At 71.5% G+C, this 16,211-nt stretch carries 15 protein-coding genes and 1 pseudogene; 10 read left to right on the top strand and 6 right to left on the bottom strand.

Translation table 11 applies throughout. The features are described 5' to 3' along the window. Nucleotides 1–136: 136 nt before the first annotated feature. The 5 genes and pseudogenes from TOK_RS33160 to TOK_RS01170 all read right to left on the bottom strand — a co-directional run. Nucleotides 137–442, bottom strand: a pseudogene (locus TOK_RS33160) (nitrilase-related carbon-nitrogen hydrolase); the annotation flags it as partial. 138 nt (nt 443–580) lie between these two features. Continuing rightward, complete coding sequence (locus TOK_RS01185; RefSeq protein ID WP_253258111.1) at nt 581–1,012, bottom strand: cupin domain-containing protein; 432 nt, start codon at nt 1,010–1,012, stop codon at nt 581–583. A gap of 55 nt (nt 1,013–1,067) precedes the next feature. Next, nucleotides 1,068–2,288, bottom strand: coding sequence for an NAD(P)/FAD-dependent oxidoreductase (locus tag TOK_RS01180; protein ID WP_098955879.1), 1,221 nt, complete (start codon nt 2,286–2,288; stop codon nt 1,068–1,070). 67 nt (nt 2,289–2,355) lie between these two features. Beyond that, nucleotides 2,356–2,841 (bottom strand): Rrf2 family transcriptional regulator, encoded by a 486-nt coding sequence (locus tag TOK_RS01175; RefSeq protein WP_374754845.1) that lies wholly within the window; start codon nt 2,839–2,841, stop codon nt 2,356–2,358. Nucleotides 2,842–2,938: 97 nt separating this feature from the next. Beyond that, complete coding sequence (locus TOK_RS01170) at nt 2,939–3,745, bottom strand: IclR family transcriptional regulator C-terminal domain-containing protein (protein WP_306305123.1); 807 nt, start codon at nt 3,743–3,745, stop codon at nt 2,939–2,941. A gap of 134 nt (nt 3,746–3,879) precedes the next feature. Here TOK_RS01170 and TOK_RS01165 point away from each other — a divergent pair, with 134 nt between their 5' ends. The 10 genes from TOK_RS01165 to TOK_RS01120 all read left to right on the top strand — a co-directional run bounded on the left by TOK_RS01165 (nt 3,880) and on the right by TOK_RS01120 (nt 13,599). Further along, on the top strand, nt 3,880–4,443 hold the full coding sequence (locus tag TOK_RS01165) for a flavin reductase family protein (RefSeq protein ID WP_098955877.1): 564 nt from the start codon (nt 3,880–3,882) through the stop codon (nt 4,441–4,443). 41 nt (nt 4,444–4,484) lie between these two features. Continuing rightward, entirely contained in the window at nt 4,485–6,059 is a 1,575-nt protein-coding gene (locus TOK_RS01160) for a 4-hydroxyphenylacetate 3-hydroxylase family protein (protein ID WP_098955876.1), read from the top strand. Nucleotides 6,060–6,082: 23 nt separating this feature from the next. After that, nucleotides 6,083–6,946 carry a dioxygenase gene (locus TOK_RS01155; protein ID WP_098955875.1) on the top strand — a complete coding sequence of 288 codons (864 nt, stop codon included), beginning with the start codon at nt 6,083–6,085 and terminating at the stop codon, nt 6,944–6,946. Nucleotides 6,947–7,014: 68 nt separating this feature from the next. Continuing rightward, on the top strand, nt 7,015–8,139 hold the full coding sequence (locus tag TOK_RS01150; RefSeq protein ID WP_098955874.1) for a muconate/chloromuconate family cycloisomerase: 1,125 nt from the start codon (nt 7,015–7,017) through the stop codon (nt 8,137–8,139). 2 nt (nt 8,140–8,141) lie between these two features. Further along, complete coding sequence (gene catC / locus TOK_RS01145) at nt 8,142–8,417, top strand: muconolactone Delta-isomerase (protein ID WP_216361803.1); 276 nt, start codon at nt 8,142–8,144, stop codon at nt 8,415–8,417. Between the two features lie 50 nt (nt 8,418–8,467). Then, nucleotides 8,468–9,283 carry a cytidyltransferase gene (locus tag TOK_RS01140; RefSeq protein ID WP_098955873.1) on the top strand — a complete coding sequence of 272 codons (816 nt, stop codon included), beginning with the start codon at nt 8,468–8,470 and terminating at the stop codon, nt 9,281–9,283. Beyond that, complete coding sequence (locus TOK_RS01135; protein WP_098955872.1) at nt 9,280–10,065, top strand: alpha/beta fold hydrolase; 786 nt, start codon at nt 9,280–9,282, stop codon at nt 10,063–10,065. Before TOK_RS01140 ends, TOK_RS01135 begins: the two co-directional genes overlap by 4 nt. Nucleotides 10,066–10,336: 271 nt before the next feature. Beyond that, the gene (locus TOK_RS01130; RefSeq protein WP_098955871.1) at nt 10,337–11,857 is read left to right on the top strand and encodes a class I adenylate-forming enzyme family protein; all 1,521 of its coding nucleotides are present in this window, start codon (nt 10,337–10,339) and stop codon (nt 11,855–11,857) included. Nucleotides 11,858–11,888: 31 nt separating this feature from the next. Beyond that, entirely contained in the window at nt 11,889–12,995 is a 1,107-nt protein-coding gene (locus TOK_RS01125) for a GAF domain-containing sensor histidine kinase (protein ID WP_098955870.1), read from the top strand. Nucleotides 12,996–12,999: 4 nt separating this feature from the next. Next, the gene (locus TOK_RS01120; protein WP_253258110.1) at nt 13,000–13,599 is read left to right on the top strand and encodes a response regulator transcription factor; all 600 of its coding nucleotides are present in this window, start codon (nt 13,000–13,002) and stop codon (nt 13,597–13,599) included. 24 nt (nt 13,600–13,623) lie between these two features. Here the strand turns inward: TOK_RS01120 and TOK_RS01115 are convergent, their stop codons facing one another. Beyond that, a complete protein-coding gene (locus tag TOK_RS01115; RefSeq protein ID WP_098955868.1) occupies nt 13,624–15,930 on the bottom strand; it encodes a LuxR C-terminal-related transcriptional regulator in 2,307 nt (768 codons plus the stop codon). Between the last annotated feature and the right edge of the window lie 281 nt (nt 15,931–16,211).

Genomic DNA, 16,211 nt, shown 5'->3' with positions numbered 1-16,211 from the left:
ACCGTGCTCGTCCGCCGTGTTCTCGGCGAACTCGTCGGCAGCCGGCCCGGCCACGCGGGCCCCGACGCGGCCGGGCCGTCGTGCTCCACGACGGCGCGTACCCCGGCGAGTACGCCTTTCCCTGGTACAGGGAGAAGCCCGGCCACGCCGCGATGTGGACCTGCTCGTTCTGGCTGTTCATCGCGTACGTGCTCAGCGGCTGCGGATGCTCCCGGCAGGCGGGCACCCCGAGGCGGCCCAGGGGTGAGTCCGTCACGACCAGGTCGGAGCCGTCGCCCTCGCCGAGCACGGTGCGCTCCATGTGCGTCGGCTCGAGCTTGCGACGGCCCACCGGCGTTCTACCGTCGGCACCGATGATCCGGTTGCCGATGTAGACGCTGCCACCGGAGCGCTCCACGACACCGAGCGAGGCGACGATGGAGTGCTTGCGGGCCGCCTCGCTGCTCGCGGCGGCTGCGGAGGCGTACGCCCGTGAGGTGCCCGGTCCGGGCGGGACATGATCGTGCGCGGGCCGGTGGGCCGCTGGGCCGGAGGCCGAGGTTGCGGCCCCGGGCCCACAGGGGTGGGCCCGCGAGGTCTCCTACGCCTCGACCGCGCGAGGGTCGACCACCGGGCCGGAGTGCCGGAGGTGCTTGCGCGCCTCCAGCTCCGCCGGCTCGACGAAGGTGAGCATCTCCTCGCCGGCCTTGCAGGCCATCACGACCACGAACTTCGCCACTGTGTCACCCGGGTTCGCGGCCTGGTAGTGGATCCGGTCGCCACCGGGCTCCCAGATCGTGTCGCCCGGCCGCATGACGACCGGGGGGTCCCCCTCGAGCTCGAAGATCATCTCGCCTTCGAGCATGTAGCCGTAGACCGGGCCCGAGTGGCGGTGGGCCGGGGTGCCGGGGTTCCTCGGCGGGATCGTGACGGTCACCGTCATCAGGTGCCCCTCGGCGGGCAGCTCTGACATCGGGTGCTCGTCCAGGACCTCGACCGTGGTGCCGTTGATGTCGATCATGATGCGGGTCACCTGCACTCTCTCGGGTTCGGTGCTGCGGGATCGCAGCGCCGGGAGCGGCGCGGCGTCAGGAGACGGCGTCGACGGCCTCGGTCGGCCAGGTGGTGCGGAAGTCGGCCAGCTTGAGGATCGCCTGGGCGTCGTCGACAGGGGGATAGATCCACTCGGAGTTGATCGAGTGCTTGAGCTGCTTCGCCTCGGGCCCCTTCTGGGCGACCCGGCGGTCCCAGCCCAGGGTGAGCACGGCACCGTACGGACCCAGGTCCAGACAGGTCACGTACGGGTTCGGGGCGAACGCCACCTGGGGCAGGCCCAGCAGGTCGGCTGCCACGTTCGCGCCGGCGAACTTGCCCTGCGGGACGGCGTGCTGGCAGCTCTGCATCACCACATGGCCGTCCTCGACGGTTGCGGCAGCCGTGTCCCCGGCGGCGTACACGCCGTCCACGCCGACCACCCGGAAGTACTCGTCGACCTCGAGGCGGCCGATCCCGTCGCGCGAGCCGTCGATCTGCTCGGTGAGGCGGCTGGCCCGCATGCCGGCCGTCCACACGGCGGTGCGGGTCGGGATCACGGTGCCGTCGGACAGGGTCACCCGGGTGTCGTCGAGCGACGTCAGTGAGACGCCGAGCAGGACCTCGACGCCCGCGTGCTCGAGTGCTGCGACGATCTCGGGACGTGGACCCGGGCCGAGCTCGGGTCCGACAGCGCCCTCGCGCTCGACGAGCACGACGCGGACGAGGTCGCCGCCGGCGACCTTGCGCAGTCGGGCCGGCAGCTCGGTGGCGATCTCGATGCCGGTGAAGCCGCCACCGATCACGACCGCGGTGAACCGCTCCGCACCGCCGGGCTGGACCGGCAGTCGACCGATGTGCGAATCGAGGCGGGCGGCGGCAGGCATCGTGTCGACGTCGAACAGGTGCTGGGATCCCTCGACCGGCGGGGTCACCACCCGGGAACCGGCCGCGAGGACGAGCCGGTCGTAGGAGAGCTCCAGCGCCGAGCCGTCCCGGCCGAGCGCAGTGACGGTGCGGGTGCCGGTGTCGACCCCGGTGACCGTCGCGGTGACGCGGCGGACGCCGATCGGGCCGAGGACCCGGTCGAGCGATACCCGCTTGGACTGGGGGTCGTCCTCGTAGAGGCGTGGGCGGATGACCAGGTCGTCGCCCGGGGCGACCATGGTCACCCGGAGTGCCTGCTCGTCCGCGCCGGCCTCGTGGCGTGCGCGGACCGCGGCAGCCGCGGCCCACACCCCGGCGAAGCCGCCACCGATGATCAAGACATCAGACATCCGGTTTTCTCCATCCTCGACGGCGCAGCGATTGCTGACGCCACGTTCGAACGTCGACGAGCGACGGTCAGTTGGCAGGGAGGCGCCCGAAGGCTTTCCGGGTCACCCGTCGAGCATCGGGGCCGTGGTCGTCGACCTCGGCCCGGAGGTCGGCGATGGTGCGGCCGGCGAGCTCGCGTCTCCACGCGAGCTCGGCACGACGCATCGCCGTGCTGATGACGCAGGGGGCCTCGAAGTAGGACCTGTCCAGGTCCGCTCCTGCCCCCTCCCTGCGGATCTCCGTGCAGCGGAACGCCTGCTCCGTACCCTCGATGGCCGCGACGACGTCCATCATCGTGATCGCCGACTCCGGCCGGGCCAGGCGGAACCCGCCACGAGCGCCCGGAAGCGACTCGACGATCCCGGCTCTGACCAAGGCCTGCAGCTGCTTGTTGAGATACGGGGCAGGCAGATCGTGCGCCTTCGCGAGCCTGCCGACGGTCACCGGCTCGTCGTCCTCGAGCCAGGACAAGGTGAGCAGTACGTGGAGCGCCCACTCCACGCCCTGGCTCATCCGCACGTGGTCACGGTACAACCTGGACATGACATGTCAAGAATCTCGGCCACGGCGCGTTCCGAGGGGATGCGCGCGTCCGGGGGGTCGGGCCGGCTCAGAAGAATCCGTCCCGTGCGACCTCCGAGCGAGGGCCGTGGCCGAGCTCGGCGGAGATGCCCGCCGCGGTGCGGAGCAGCAGCTGCACCGTCGAGGTCTCCAGCTCCTGCGAGGGCAGCCGCCCCGCGGAGGTCGACGACGCGAGTGCGGCCACGACGGCACCGGACTGGTCCCGTACCGGGACCGCGACCGAGATCAGTCCGCCTTCCAGCTCGCCGTCGACCAGGGCCCATCCCTGCTCCCGGACCGTGGCGAGGCGCAGCCGCAGTTCCTCCGGCGAGGTGACGGTCAGCGGCGTCAGCGGGCGCAGCACGGTCTCCTCGAGGTAGCGAGTGATGCGTTCGGGCCCCGCCCAGGCGAGCAGTACCCGTCCCATCGACGTCGCGTACGCGGGTACCCGGGTGCCGACGGCGACGTTGATGCTCATGATCCGGCGCACCGGGACGCGGGCCACGTAGACGACTTCGGAGCCGTCGAGCTCGGCGAGCGAGGCCGACTCGCCGGTCTCCTCGGCCAGCGCGAGCAGGTAGGGCTGGGAGAGCTCGAGCATCGCCTTGGTCGCCGTGTAGTGCTGGCCGATGCTCAGGACGCGGGGGGTCAGCGACCACCGTGGCCCGTGGTTGGCGACGTAGCCCATGCGCTGCAGGGTCAGGAGGAGCCGGCGCACGGCGGGGCGGGAGAGCCCGGTCTTCGTCGCCAGCTCGGCCAGCGTGGGCTCCACCATGTCGGCGTCGAAGGCGAGGAGGACCGCGAAGCCCCGCTCGAGACTCTGCACGAAGTCCCGCTCACTTCCGCTGGCGCTCATCCCGCCCATCTTCTCCTAGTCGGATCCGGAGTCCGGACTTGACTCGCCACGTGGCGTGCGGCACTCTCCGCCAAGTGAACGCAATGCGTTCGAAAAGTACGCATAGCGTGCATCGTTGCACAGGAGGTGCGGGAATGGCTCCTCAGTCACAGCAGCTGCGGGTCGCCTTCGGTCGCTTTGCCACCGGCGTCACCGTGGTGACCTGCAGGAACCACGACGGGCTGCCGCACGGCGCCACCGTCAACGCCTTCACGGCCGTCTCGCTCGACCCGGCGTTGTGCCAGGTGACGTTGACCCGGAAGTCGAAGGCCTGCTCGTATCTGGAGGGGGCTCCTTTCGCGGTGAACGTGCTGGGTCAGGGCCAGGTCGACACGGCGTGGCACTTCGCCGGCCGCCCGGCCGAGCCCGAGCCCGAGTGGCTGGAGCGCGAGGCGACGCCCTACCTGGTGGGATCGTCCGCCGTCTACTTCTGCCGTCCGTGGAGGACCTACGACGGCGGGGACCACTTGATCGTGGTGGGCGAGGTCGAGCACCTCGATGTCGCCGACGACGAACCGCTGCTGTTCTACCGGGGCGCATTCCGCGAGATCGGCGCGATCGAGACCGGCGTGCACTGGGGCGGCTCGCTGGACAACCCCGACGCCGGCTGGTTCGACGCCCGGAGCGCCTTCACCCCGCTGGGTCCACACGCGTGCTGACCGTCCGTCCCCACTTCCACCCTCGCAGAGAAGGTTGAGAGATGACGATTCAAGAGGACCGCTCCGAGCAGGTCACTCCTGTCGCGACCACCGCACCGATGACCGGCGACGAGTACATCGCCTCGATCCAGGACGGTCGTGAGGTCTGGGTGTACGGCGAGCGGGTGAAGGACGTGACCACGCACCCGGCGTTCCGCAACCCGGTCCGGATGACGGCTCGGCTCTACGACGCCCTGCACGACCCGGCCACGCGCGACCGGCTGACCGTGCCCACCGACACCGGCAACGGTGGCGTCACGCACCCGTTCTTCCGCAGTCCGCACTCGGTCGAGGACCTGCTCGCCGACCGTCGTGCCATCGAGGGTTGGGCCCGGATGTCGTACGGCTGGATGGGTCGCAGTCCCGACTACAAGGCCAGCTTCCTGGGCACGCTCGGGGCCAACTCCGAGTTCTACGCGCCGTTCGAGGACAACGCGAAGCGCTGGTACAAGGAGTCGCAGGAGAAGGTCCTCTACTGGAACCACGCGATCATCAACCCGCCGGTGGACCGCAACCTGCCGCCGGACGAGGTCGGCGACGTGTTCATGAAGGTGGAGCGCGAGACCGACGCGGGCCTGATCGTCTCCGGGGCCAAGGTCGTCGCCACCGGCTCGGCGATCACGAACTACAACTTCATCGCCCACTACGGGCTGCCGATCAAGAAGAAGGAGTTCGCGCTCATCTGCACGGTGCCGATGGACGCGCCGGGCATCAAGCTGATCTGCCGGACCTCCTACTCCCAGCAGGCCGCCGTCATGGGCAGCCCGTTCGACTACCCGCTGTCGTCGCGGTTCGACGAGAACGACACGGTCTTCATCTTCGACAAGGTGCTCGTGCCGTGGGAGAACGTCTTCCTCTACGGCGACATCGAGAAGATCAACGGATTCTTCCCCGTGTCGGGGTTCATCCCCCGCTTCACCTTCCACGGCTGCATCCGGCTCGCCACCAAGATCGACTTCATCGCCGGGCTGCTGCTCAAGGCCCTCGAGATCACGGGCAGCAAGGACTTCCGCGGTGTGCAGACCCGCGTCGGTGAGGTCGTCGGCTGGCGCAACACCTTCTACGCGCTCGCCGACGCGATGGCCCGCAACCCCGACGAATGGACCAACGGGGCGTTGCTGCCCAAGCTCGACTACGGCCTGACCTACCGGATGCTGATGATCCAGGCCTACCCGCGGATCAAGGAGATCATCGAGTCCGACGTCGCGTCCGGGCTGATCTACCTCAACTCCCACTCTGTCGACTTCAAGACCCCCGAGGTGCGCCCCTACCTCGACAAGTACATCCGCGGCTCCAACGGCTACGAGGCCGTGGACCGGGTCAAGGTGATGAAGGCGCTCTGGGACGCGGTCGGCACGGAGTTCGGCGGCCGCCACGAGCTCTACGAGCGCAACTACTCCGGCAACCACGAGAACGTGAAGGCCGAGCTGCTGTTCGCGGCCGAGGCACAGGGCACCACGGCGGCCATGAAGGGCCTGGCCGAGCAGTGCCTGTCCGAGTACGACCTCGACGGCTGGACCGTGCCCGACCTGATCGGCAACGACGACGTGTCCTTCCTGCGCAACCGCAACCGCTGACGACCGAACGAGGAGACGAGCCGATGACCACCACAGAACACACCACCCCGTCCCCGTCCGCCGTGGACTCCGGCGCGTCGGCGTCGGCATCGTTCCGCGCGGGCAGCGCCTCCGGCTTCGGGTCGGCCGGCAGCTCGACCGCGCGGGTCGACACGCTCGCTCGCGCGGTGCTCGCCGCAGTGCACGGCGTGATCCGTGAGCACAAGGTGACCTACCCCGAGTTCCAGGCCGCCAAGAAGTGGCTGATGGACCTCGGGGACGGCGGCGAGTGGCCGTTGTTCCTCGACGTGTTCGTCGAGCACGCCGTCGAAGAGGTTGCCGCAGAGACCCAGGCCGGTACGACCGGGACCATCCTCGGCCCGTACTACCTCCCGGACCAGGTCCGGCTGCCCGCCGTCGCGGCGCTGCCCGCCCGACCGGACGAGCCCGGGTCGTCGTGGCTGTTCCAGGGACAGGTCCGCGACCTCGACGGGAACCCGCTGGCCGGGGCCGAGCTCGACGTATGGCAGAACAGCGCCGACGGCTTCTACTCCGGGTTCGCCCCGCACCTGCCCGAGGGAAACCTGCGCGGCGTCGTCGTCACCGACGAGCAGGGCCGCTTCGCGATCTCGACGATCCTGCCGGCGCCCTACCAGGTCCCGACCGACGGACCGACCGGTGAGCTCATCGAGGCGGCCGGCTGGCACCCGTGGCGGCCGGCCCACCTGCACCTGCTCGTGCGCGCCGACGGGCACCGCACCATCACGACGCAGCTCTACTTCACGGGCGCGCAGTACATCGACGACGACGTCGCCCGAGCCACCAAGCCCGAGCTGATCCTGGACCCGCAGCAGCTGGCCGACGGCAGCTTCCGCTCCGAGTACGACTTCGTCCTCGAGCCGGTCTGATCCTGTTCACCCAGGGCCGGCCCCGCTTCCGCCCGGGGCCGGCTCTCTCCCGAGAGGCATTCGAGAACGTGAGCGACGACCTGCGGATCGACCGCGTCGAGACCGTCCTGGTGGACATCCCGCTGCGCAGGCCCCACCGGTTCGCCCGGGCGAGCATGAACGCCCAACCGGTGCTCTACGTGTTCGTCCGCACCGCAGGCGGGATCACCGGGACCGGTGAGGGCGTCGTCCCGGCCGGTCCCTGGTGGGGTGGTGAGTCCGTCGAGACGATGCAGGTGATCATCGAGCGCTACATCGCCCCGATCCTGACGGGGCGCCGGGTCGACGAGATCGGGACGCTGCAGCGCGACATCACCGACGTCGTCGCTGCCAACCTGTTCGCCAAGGCGGCGGTCGAGGTCGCACTCCACGACGCCTGGGCCCGCAGCCTCGGCATCGGCGTCCACGCCCTGCTGGGCGGCGCGGTGCGGAGCTCGGTCCCGGTGACCTGGGCGCTCGGGACAGAGCCGGCACCGGTCGTCGTCGAGGAGGCACTGGGCAAGCTCGACGCCGGCCTGCACCACTCGTTCAAGCTCAAGATGGGGGCCGACGAACCGGCTGTCGACGTCTCGCGGGTCGAGGCGGTCGCGGAGAAACTCGCCGGGGTCGCGGGTGTGCGGGTCGACCTCAACGCACGCTGGGACCGGCTCACCTCACTCGCTCACCTGCCCCGGCTGGCCGACGCGGGGGTCGAGATGGTCGAGCAGCCGGTGCCGGGTTCGGAGATCGAGACCCTCGCCGAGATCAGCGCGCTGCTGCCCATCCCGGTGATGGCCGACGAGTCGCTGCGGACGCCCTCCGACGCGCTGCGGCTCGCCCGGCTGGGGGCCGCGGACATCTTCGCGGTCAAGACCACCAAGTGCGGCGGACTCCGGGCCAGCATGGAGATCGCCGCCGTCGGGGCCGCGGCAGGGATCCCGTCTCACGGCGCGACGTCGATCGAGTCGCCACTGGGCACCGCGGCCTCACTCCATTTCGCGTGCGCCGCGCCCGGCGTGACATGGGGGAGCGAGCTGTTCGGCCCGCTGCTGATGGCCGAGGAGATGGCAGTCGAACCGCTGCGCTACGCGGACGGGCACCTGCACCTGCCCGAGGGCCCCGGCCTCGGCATCGACCTCGATCCCGACAAGATCCGGGCCTTCCGAAGGGACTGAACGTGCTGTTCCACGTGACGATGGACGTCGACATCCCGCGCGACCTCGATCCGGCCGAGCGCGCCGACACGGTGGCCAGGGAGAAGGCCTACTCCCAGGACCTCCAGCGACAGGGCAAGTGGCCCCACATCTGGCGGGTGGTCGGGCAGTACTCCAACGTCAGCATCTTCGACGTGGAGTCGGCCGACGAGATGCACGAGATCCTCTGGGCCCTTCCGCTGTTCCCGTTCATGACGGTGCAGGTCACCCCACTGTGCCGGCACCCCTCCGCGATCTGAGGACGCCACCGGGAACACCTGCCACGACGATCCGACGCTGGGAGACGACCATGACGGCCTCGACGCTCCGCGACGACACGGGCACTGTCACGTGCTGGCGGGGGACCGGGCAGATCCCCTGGCAGTGGGGCCGTTCGGTGGTCGCCCTCGGTGTGTTCGACGGGGTCCACCGCGGCCACGCGAGGCTCCTCGCGCACACCGTCGAGACGGGCCGTCGCAGGCGGCGACCGGTCGTCCTCGCGACCTTCGACCCCCATCCGGCGACGGTGGCCGGTCCGCGTCGCGACACCACTCCGCTGACGGGGCTCGCCCGGCGCGTCGCCCTCGCGCACGACCACGGCGTGGATGCCGTGCTCGTGCTGCCGTTCTGCGACACGATGGCCCGCACTCCGGGTGTGGACTTCGTGCGCGAGGTGCTGGTGCGGGCGCTGCGCGCGACGGACGTCGTCGTCGGTGCGAACTTCCGGTTCGGCCACCGCGGCGCGGGGGACGTGCGGCTGCTGAGGCGCCTCGGACCGCGCCACGACTTCGCGGTCCACGGGATCGACCTCCTACCGGGCTGTTCCTCCACGCGGGTCCGGGAACTGCTCCGGGCCGGGGACCCTGCTGCGGCAGCCGAGGTGCTGGGACGTCCCCACCGGGTCGTGGGCCGCTCGGTCGGCGGGCTGTTCCGGACCGACACGATGCTGCCCGGCCCCGGCCGCTACCGGGTGCTCGTGCGGGGGCGCGAGACGGTGGGCGAGGTTCGGCCGGACGGGACGGCGTTCCTGCACGCCCCGCTCCCGGCAGCCGAGATCGAGGTGACGTTCCTCGACCGGGCAGCCCCGCCCACGCGAGTCCCGCGCCCCACGGAGGCGACGTCATGACCCTGTCGTTGCACACCGTCGTCGACGGCCCGCCGCACGGCCCGACGCTGGTGCTCGGTCCGTCGCTGGGCACCGACACCGGCCTGTTCGACGAGCAGGTCCCCGCTCTCGCCGCGGTGGTCCGGACCGTGCGGTTCGACCTGCCGGGCCACGGTGCCTCGCCCGATCCGGCGTCACCGGTCACCGTCGCCGCCCTGGCGGGCGGAGTTCTCGCGGCGCTCGACGGGCTGGGGGTCGACCGCTTCCACTATGCAGGGGTCTCCCTCGGCGGCGCGATCGGGCAGCACCTCGCCGTGCACGGCGATCGACTCGAGTCGCTGACGCTGATGGCCACGGCGAGCCGGTTCCCGGATCCCCCGTCGTGGCGCAACCGCGCCGCCGCGGTCCGGGCGGGGGGCACGGAGACGATGGTCGGTTCCCGGGCGGGGGTCTGGTACACCGAGCGTTTCGCGACGCGGAACCCGGACCGGGTGGCAGCGCTGCTCGCCATGCTCCGGGCCGTGTCCGACCAGGCCTACGCCGCCTGTTGCGAGGCAGTCTCGGAGTTCGACGTCCGCGACCTGCTCGGCAGGATCGACGTCCCGACGTGGGTGGTGGCCGGGGCCGATGATCCGGCGACGCCGCGCGATCTCGTCGCCGACATCGCAGCCGGCGTGGCCGGTGCCGAGCTGCGGGTGCTGCCGGGCGCCCACCTGATCAACGTCGAGGCCGCGGAGGACATCACGGCACTCCTGCTCGGCCAGGTCGGTGCCGGTGGCTCAGCGGGATGCCGGCGGTGCTGACTCGACGAGCCGGTAGGCGAGTGCGTACCCCACGAGCGAGTCCGTCGTGGTGCCGAGGGGCAGGGCGGTCGCACAGGCCATCCGCAACGTTCCCCGTGCGGACCGTCACAGCATCGCCCGGGCGGTGGCCGGGTCCTGCCACATCTGCGCGGGGCTCTGTCCGCCGGCCCGTTCCACCTCGGACGACGTCCGGTCGCCCCACCCGTTCGGGTGTGCCGAAGCCGGCGGACGTGCGATGGGATCACCGTCGGCGTGGGGACGAGGAGGTTCGGTGAGAGGTCCTGGAGACATCCTGCGATCCGCGGCGGCGCGGTTCGGTGGCAAGCCCGCACTGGTGACCGCGACCCGCACCCTCGGGTTCGACGAGCTGGACGCGCTGAGCGACCGGGTCGCGGCCGGCCTGGCCGAGCGTGGCGTCCGGCCCGGACGGGCGGTGTCGTTGTACGCCCAGAACCGGTGGGAATGGGTCGTCGCCTACCACGGCGTGCTCAAGGCCGGGGCCGTCGTCAACCCGGTGAACGTCATGCTGACCCCGGAGGAGCTCGCCTTCGTCCTGCGCGACTGCGGGGCGGCGGCGGTGTTCACCAGCGCGGAGCAGGCAGCCGGGGTCGCCGAGCTCACGAGGGACCTTCCCGAGCTGCGGAGCGTGATCGCGTTCGGGGCGTCGTCGTCGGCGGACGTGGTCGCGTTCGACGAGCTGCTCGCCTCCGAGGGTGCTGTGCCGGGGGTGACGACGGACCCGGGCGAGCCCAGCACGATCGGCTACACGTCGGGCACGACGGGGCATCCCAAGGGCGCCGTGCAGAGCCACCAGGCGGTGCTGCTCAACTGCGCGCTGACGGCGACGATGCATGGCCGCACCGAACGCGACGTCGTCGTCACCGCGCTGCCGGTCCCGCACGTGTACGGCAACGTCGTGGTCAACGGGACGTTCCTGGTCGGCGGGACCGTCGTGCTGATGGAGCGGTTCGAGCCCGACGAGGCGCTGCGGCTGATCGGCGAGCACGCCGCGACGATGTTCGAGGGCGTGCCCGCCATGTATGCGGTGATGCTCGCGGACCCTGCACTGGCGGATGCGGACCTGTCGACGCTCACGCGCTGCACCGTGGGGGGCCAGACCATCCCGGTCTCGACGATCGAGCGGTGGGAGCAGCGCTCCGGGGCACCGTTGATCGAGCTGTGGGGGATGACCGAGGTCGCCGGGCTGGGCACGACCCACGCGCTGCACGCCCCGCGGGTCCCGGGGTCGATCGGGGTCTCGCTGCCGGGAATCGACGTCCGCATCGCGGACCTGGAGGACCCGGTTCGCGATGCGGCACAGGGGGTTCCCGGCGAGCTGATGGTGCGCGGACCGATCGTGATGCTCGGCTACCACAACAACCCGACGGCGACGGCCGAGGTGATGGAGCCCGACGGCTGGCTGCACACCGGCGACATCGCGACGATGGACGCCACGGGCCACGTCTTCGTCGTCGACCGCCGCAAGGACATGATCATCACCGGTGGTTACAACGTGTACCCGGCGGAGATCGAGCGGGTGCTCGCGGGGCATCCTGCCGTCGCGATGGTCGCGGCCGGGCCGGTGCCGGACCCGGTCCGGGGCGAGCTGGCGTGCGCGTACGTCGTGCTCGCCGCGGGCACGACAGCGACGGAGGCCGAGCTGATCTCCTTCGCCGGCACGCACCTGGCCGCCTACAAGCGGCCACGGCTCGTCCGGTTCGTGGAGTCGCTGCCGGCGACGTCGACGGGGAAGATCATGCGCCGCGAGCTCATCAAGCAGTTCGACTCGTGACACTCCTGCGCGGCGGGAGTTGAATCGGCCCATGGACGACGGGGGAGCCGCACGCGAGCGCGCCGAGCTCCTCCAGATCCTCGACCGTGGGGAGGCGTGGCGCGCGGCGCTGACGCTGCTCGCCGACGACCGTGACGTGGCGTGGGTCGCCGAACCCGACACGGGCGGCGACCTCGTGTTGCGCCGGGTGCTGGGTGATCGCACCGCGATGCTGCACGGCCTGCACGTGCCCGCAGGTCTCGGGCTGACCGGGATGGTCAGCACTGCGGGCAGACCGGCCCGGGTCGACGACTACTTCGCCTCGGCCGACATCACGCACACCTTCGACCGGCACATCCGGGCGGAGGGCATCGAGCGGCTGCTCGCCGTTCCGGTCGTGCGCGAGGGCCGGGTGCTCGGGGTGCTCGCCGTCGGGGCGCGTGATCCGGGCACGTGGGGCGATCGGGCGGTCGAGCACGCGAACGAGGTCGCAGACCGGGTCGCGCTGGCCGCCGCGGTGGCCGAGCGCGCGCGGCTCGCGCGCGAGGTGGCCGTGCACGAGGAGCGTCGCCGACTGGCCACCGAGCTGCACGACAGTGTCGGCGCGTTGCTGTTCGCGATCGGTTCGGGTGCCGCAGGCCTGGCCGAGGCAGCCGGCGAGGATCCGGAGCTCGCAGCCCGGGTCGGGCAACTGCAGCGCCACGCCGCCGACGCGTCGACCGCATTGCGGGAGTCGTTGCGGGCGCTGCGCGCGTCGCCGTCCGCGCTCGCGTTGTCGGTGATCCTGCGGGAGGACTGCGTCGCCTTCAGCGACCGGACCGGGCTCCCCGCCGAGCTCGTCATCCTCGACGAGGACCCGCCCGCGCTCGCGCCCTCCCGGGCGCAGGCGCTGGTCACAGCGGTCCGGGAGGCGCTGCTGAACGTGGAGAAGCACGCACGGGCGAGCGCGGTGGTCGTCTCGGTGAGCCGCCGGGTCCGTGACGGCCGGGTCTCGCTCGTCGTCGCGGTCACCGACGACGGCGTCGGGCTCGGCGAGAGGCACATGCCGGGTTTGGGCCTCTCGGGCACCGCCGAGTCCGTCGCGCGGCTCGGCGGGGCCATGCAGGTCGAGACCGATGCTTACGGCGGCACGATGTGGCGGGTGGAGCTGCCGTGCTGAGCCCGTGACCGCGACGATCCGGGTGCTGGTCGTCGACGACCATCCCGTCGTCCGGGACGGGGTCGCCGCCCAGCTGGGCAGCCACCGTGACATCGAGGTCGTGGGCCGGGCCGCCGACGCCGAGCAGGCAGTCGTCGAGTGCGCCCGTGAGCGGCCCGACGTCGTGCTGCTGGACCTGCGCCTGTCCGACGCCCTCGCCGCCGACGTCGTCCCCCGGCTGCTCGCGGTGTCCGCGTCGAGCAGGATCCTGCTGTTCACCGCCTTTCCCGAGCACGCCGGCGTCGCGCCGGCGCTGGCCGCGGGCGCATGCGGTCTCGTCGTGAAGGACGCGTCCGCGTCGGCGCTGCGGCGAGCTCTTGTCGAGGTCGTCCGGCAGGGCAGCTACCGCGGCGAGCGCCACGGCTCCGATCCGAGCCCGGTCACCCCGCGCGAGTACGACGTCTTGCGGCTGGTCGCCGCGGGCGGCACGAACGCCGAGATCGGCGAGCAGCTCGGCCTGTCCCTCAACACCGTGAAGGCCTACCTGCACAACGTCATGCGCAAGCTCGATGCACGCAACCGGGCGCAGGTGATCACCAACGCCAGGGCGCACGGGCTCCTGTAGCGGCCCACAACTGCCCGGGCCTCGTCACATCTCGGCCGCGAGAAGGGCCGCGACCAGGGAACGCCGATGGACGCCCAGTTTCGCGAGAATGCGTTCGACGTGGCCGTCGGCCGTGCGGGGCGCGATGAAGAGCCGCTCGGCGATCTCCCGGTTCGTGAGACCGTCCGCCACCAGCAGCGCCACCTCTCGCTCGCGCTTCGTCAGCACCGTCAGCACGGCAGAGACCGATCCGGCGACGGGGTCCGCGATCCCGGGCCGGGAGAGGAGATCGAGCAGGCGGGAGACGACCTGCTCGTCGTCCGGCTCCGTGCCGGTCGTCCGGGCGACGGTGGTGAAGTCGGACACGCCTGCGCGCGATGCGATGGTGTCCTCCGCGGCCCTCCAGGACCGGCCGAAGTCCCACCCCAGGGCCTCCGGTGTGGTCCCCAGGGCGGAGAACAGGCCCACGGCCGTCCTCGCGAGGTCGTGAGCGCGGGGGGAGTCGCCACGCGAGACCGCCACGATCGCGGCGAGGGCGACGGTTCCGGCGATGCAGACGCGGTCCCGGAAACCTTGCTGGACCAGGAGAACCTCGCGCAGTGCCGCCTCCGCGGCGTCGAGGCCGCCGAGCTTCCAGTGGGCGTACGCGTTCATCCACCAGGCCCACCCCGTGTTCAGGTGATCGCCCGTCCCGGCGGCCCGCTCGACGACGTCGGAGCTCACGACCTCGGCCTCGATCGCCCGTCCGGCGGAGGCCAGGGCGTACGACTGCATGAAGCGGGCGCTCATCTCCAGCGCGTCCGCCCCGCGACGCGCATGTCCGGCCGCGGCTCTGTCCAGATGGACGATCGCCTCGTCGGCCCGTCCGGAGAAGACCTCCAGCAGCCCGGTCCAGTGGTCCACGTGCGCCTCGACGTCGAGTTGTCCCGTCAACGCCGCAAGCGAGCCGATGTGGCGCCCGGCACCGGCGAGGTCGCCCTGGAGCATCGCGACCCACGCAGCGACCCAGAGTCCGTGACCGCGAGCCGCGGTGCCGACGGCCTTGTCCAGGAACAGCTCGAGCCACCGTCGGCCCTCCGCGAGGTGGCCACCGCTGAGCCAGTGGTAGCGCAGTGTCGCAGCGAACTCGAGTCCGGCGTCCTGTTCCTCCTCGACCACGGCCGACCAGCTCAGCGCGGCCGCGTAGTTGGGGCGTTCGGCGTCCATGTCCTGCAGGGCGTCGGACCGGGTGGGGCGCGCCCATCCCGCCACCACGGACGAGATCTGGCCGAGGTAGTGGTCCCGGTGCCGGCGACGCAGCAGCGACACCTCACCCGAACCGATGAGGCGCTCCATCGCGTACTCGCGGATGGTCGACAGCATGCGGTACCGCATGCTGCTCTGCGGTCGCTCCGTGAGGAGGACCGAACGGGCGACGAGCCGGTCGATGCCGTCCATGACCTGCTCGCGGTCGAGCTCGTCGAACCCGCACACCGCCTCCGCGGCGGCGATGTCGAACGAGGCGGGGAAGATCGCGAGGCGCGTCCACAGGTCCTGGTGCGACGGCGCGCAGAGGTCGTAGCTCCAGTCGATCACGGTGCGCAGCGACCGGTGCCGTTCGCTGTGCCCGTCGTGGCCCCGCGAGTCCATGTCCAGCCGGCTGGTCAGCCGCTCGAGGAGCTGACCCACGGACAGGCTGCGCAACCGTGTCGCGCAGAGCTCGATGGCCAGTGGCAGACCGTCCAGCTGCCCGGTCAGCTCCGCCACGGCGCGAACGTCGTCCTCGCGGATGGCGAAACCGGGATCGACGGCCCGTGCGCGTGCCTCCAGCAGGCGAACGGCGTCGAACTCCCTCAGCTCGGCGAGGCCCGCACGGGCCCCGGGCGCCGGGGTCGACAACGGCGGGACCGAGAGGGACTGCTCCCCGACGAGGCCCAGCGACTCCCTGCTCGTGGTGAGCAGGTGCAGCGCGGCGGAACCCGCCAGCAGGTTTCGTACGACGGGGACGACGAGGTGCAGGACGTGCTCGCAGTTGTCGAGGACCAGCAGGACCGCGCGGTCGGCGAGATGCTCCGCGAGCTTGTCCTCGGGAGGCCGGGCGGACTGGTCCGCGACGCCGAGACCGGCCAGGATCGCCGCGGCCACGGTCGCTCGGTCCGCACTCAGGTCGAGGTCACCGAGCGGTACGAACCAGACGCCGTCCCGGTAGCGCTCCACGAGCGACCAGGCGACCTCGACGGCGATCCGCGTCTTGCCGACGCCCCCCGGCCCGGTCAGCGTGACGAGCCGGGACCCCGCCAAGGCGTCCTTCGCCGCCGTGATCTCCCCGATGCGCCCGATACAGGCGTCGACCGGTTTCGGGGTCCTGGGCACGCGACCGTCTCCTCGTCGTGGCGGTCCGCCCGGGGCGGCCGTCCGGCCTCCCGACCGCCGCCGCCGTCCGGCATGCACCCGAACCCCGTCATTCTCGCCGACGGCGTCCGGCAGGTCCAATATCGTCCGGAACGCGGCCCATACGGCACCGGTATGGCCCGGCGCCGGTTCGTGCCGGACGGTCCCGGCGCCCCCCCCCGCGCTCGGGAGCAGGTATCCCGAACAGGTACACGGATGGGGTAGAACACCCCGTGCCCGCGGAGTGGTTCAGGACACAGCAT

Source organism: Pseudonocardia sp. N23 (genome assembly GCF_002583555.1).
GTDB lineage: Bacteria > Actinomycetota > Actinomycetes > Mycobacteriales > Pseudonocardiaceae > Pseudonocardia.
This window is presented reverse-complemented; position numbering and strand designations above follow the sequence as displayed.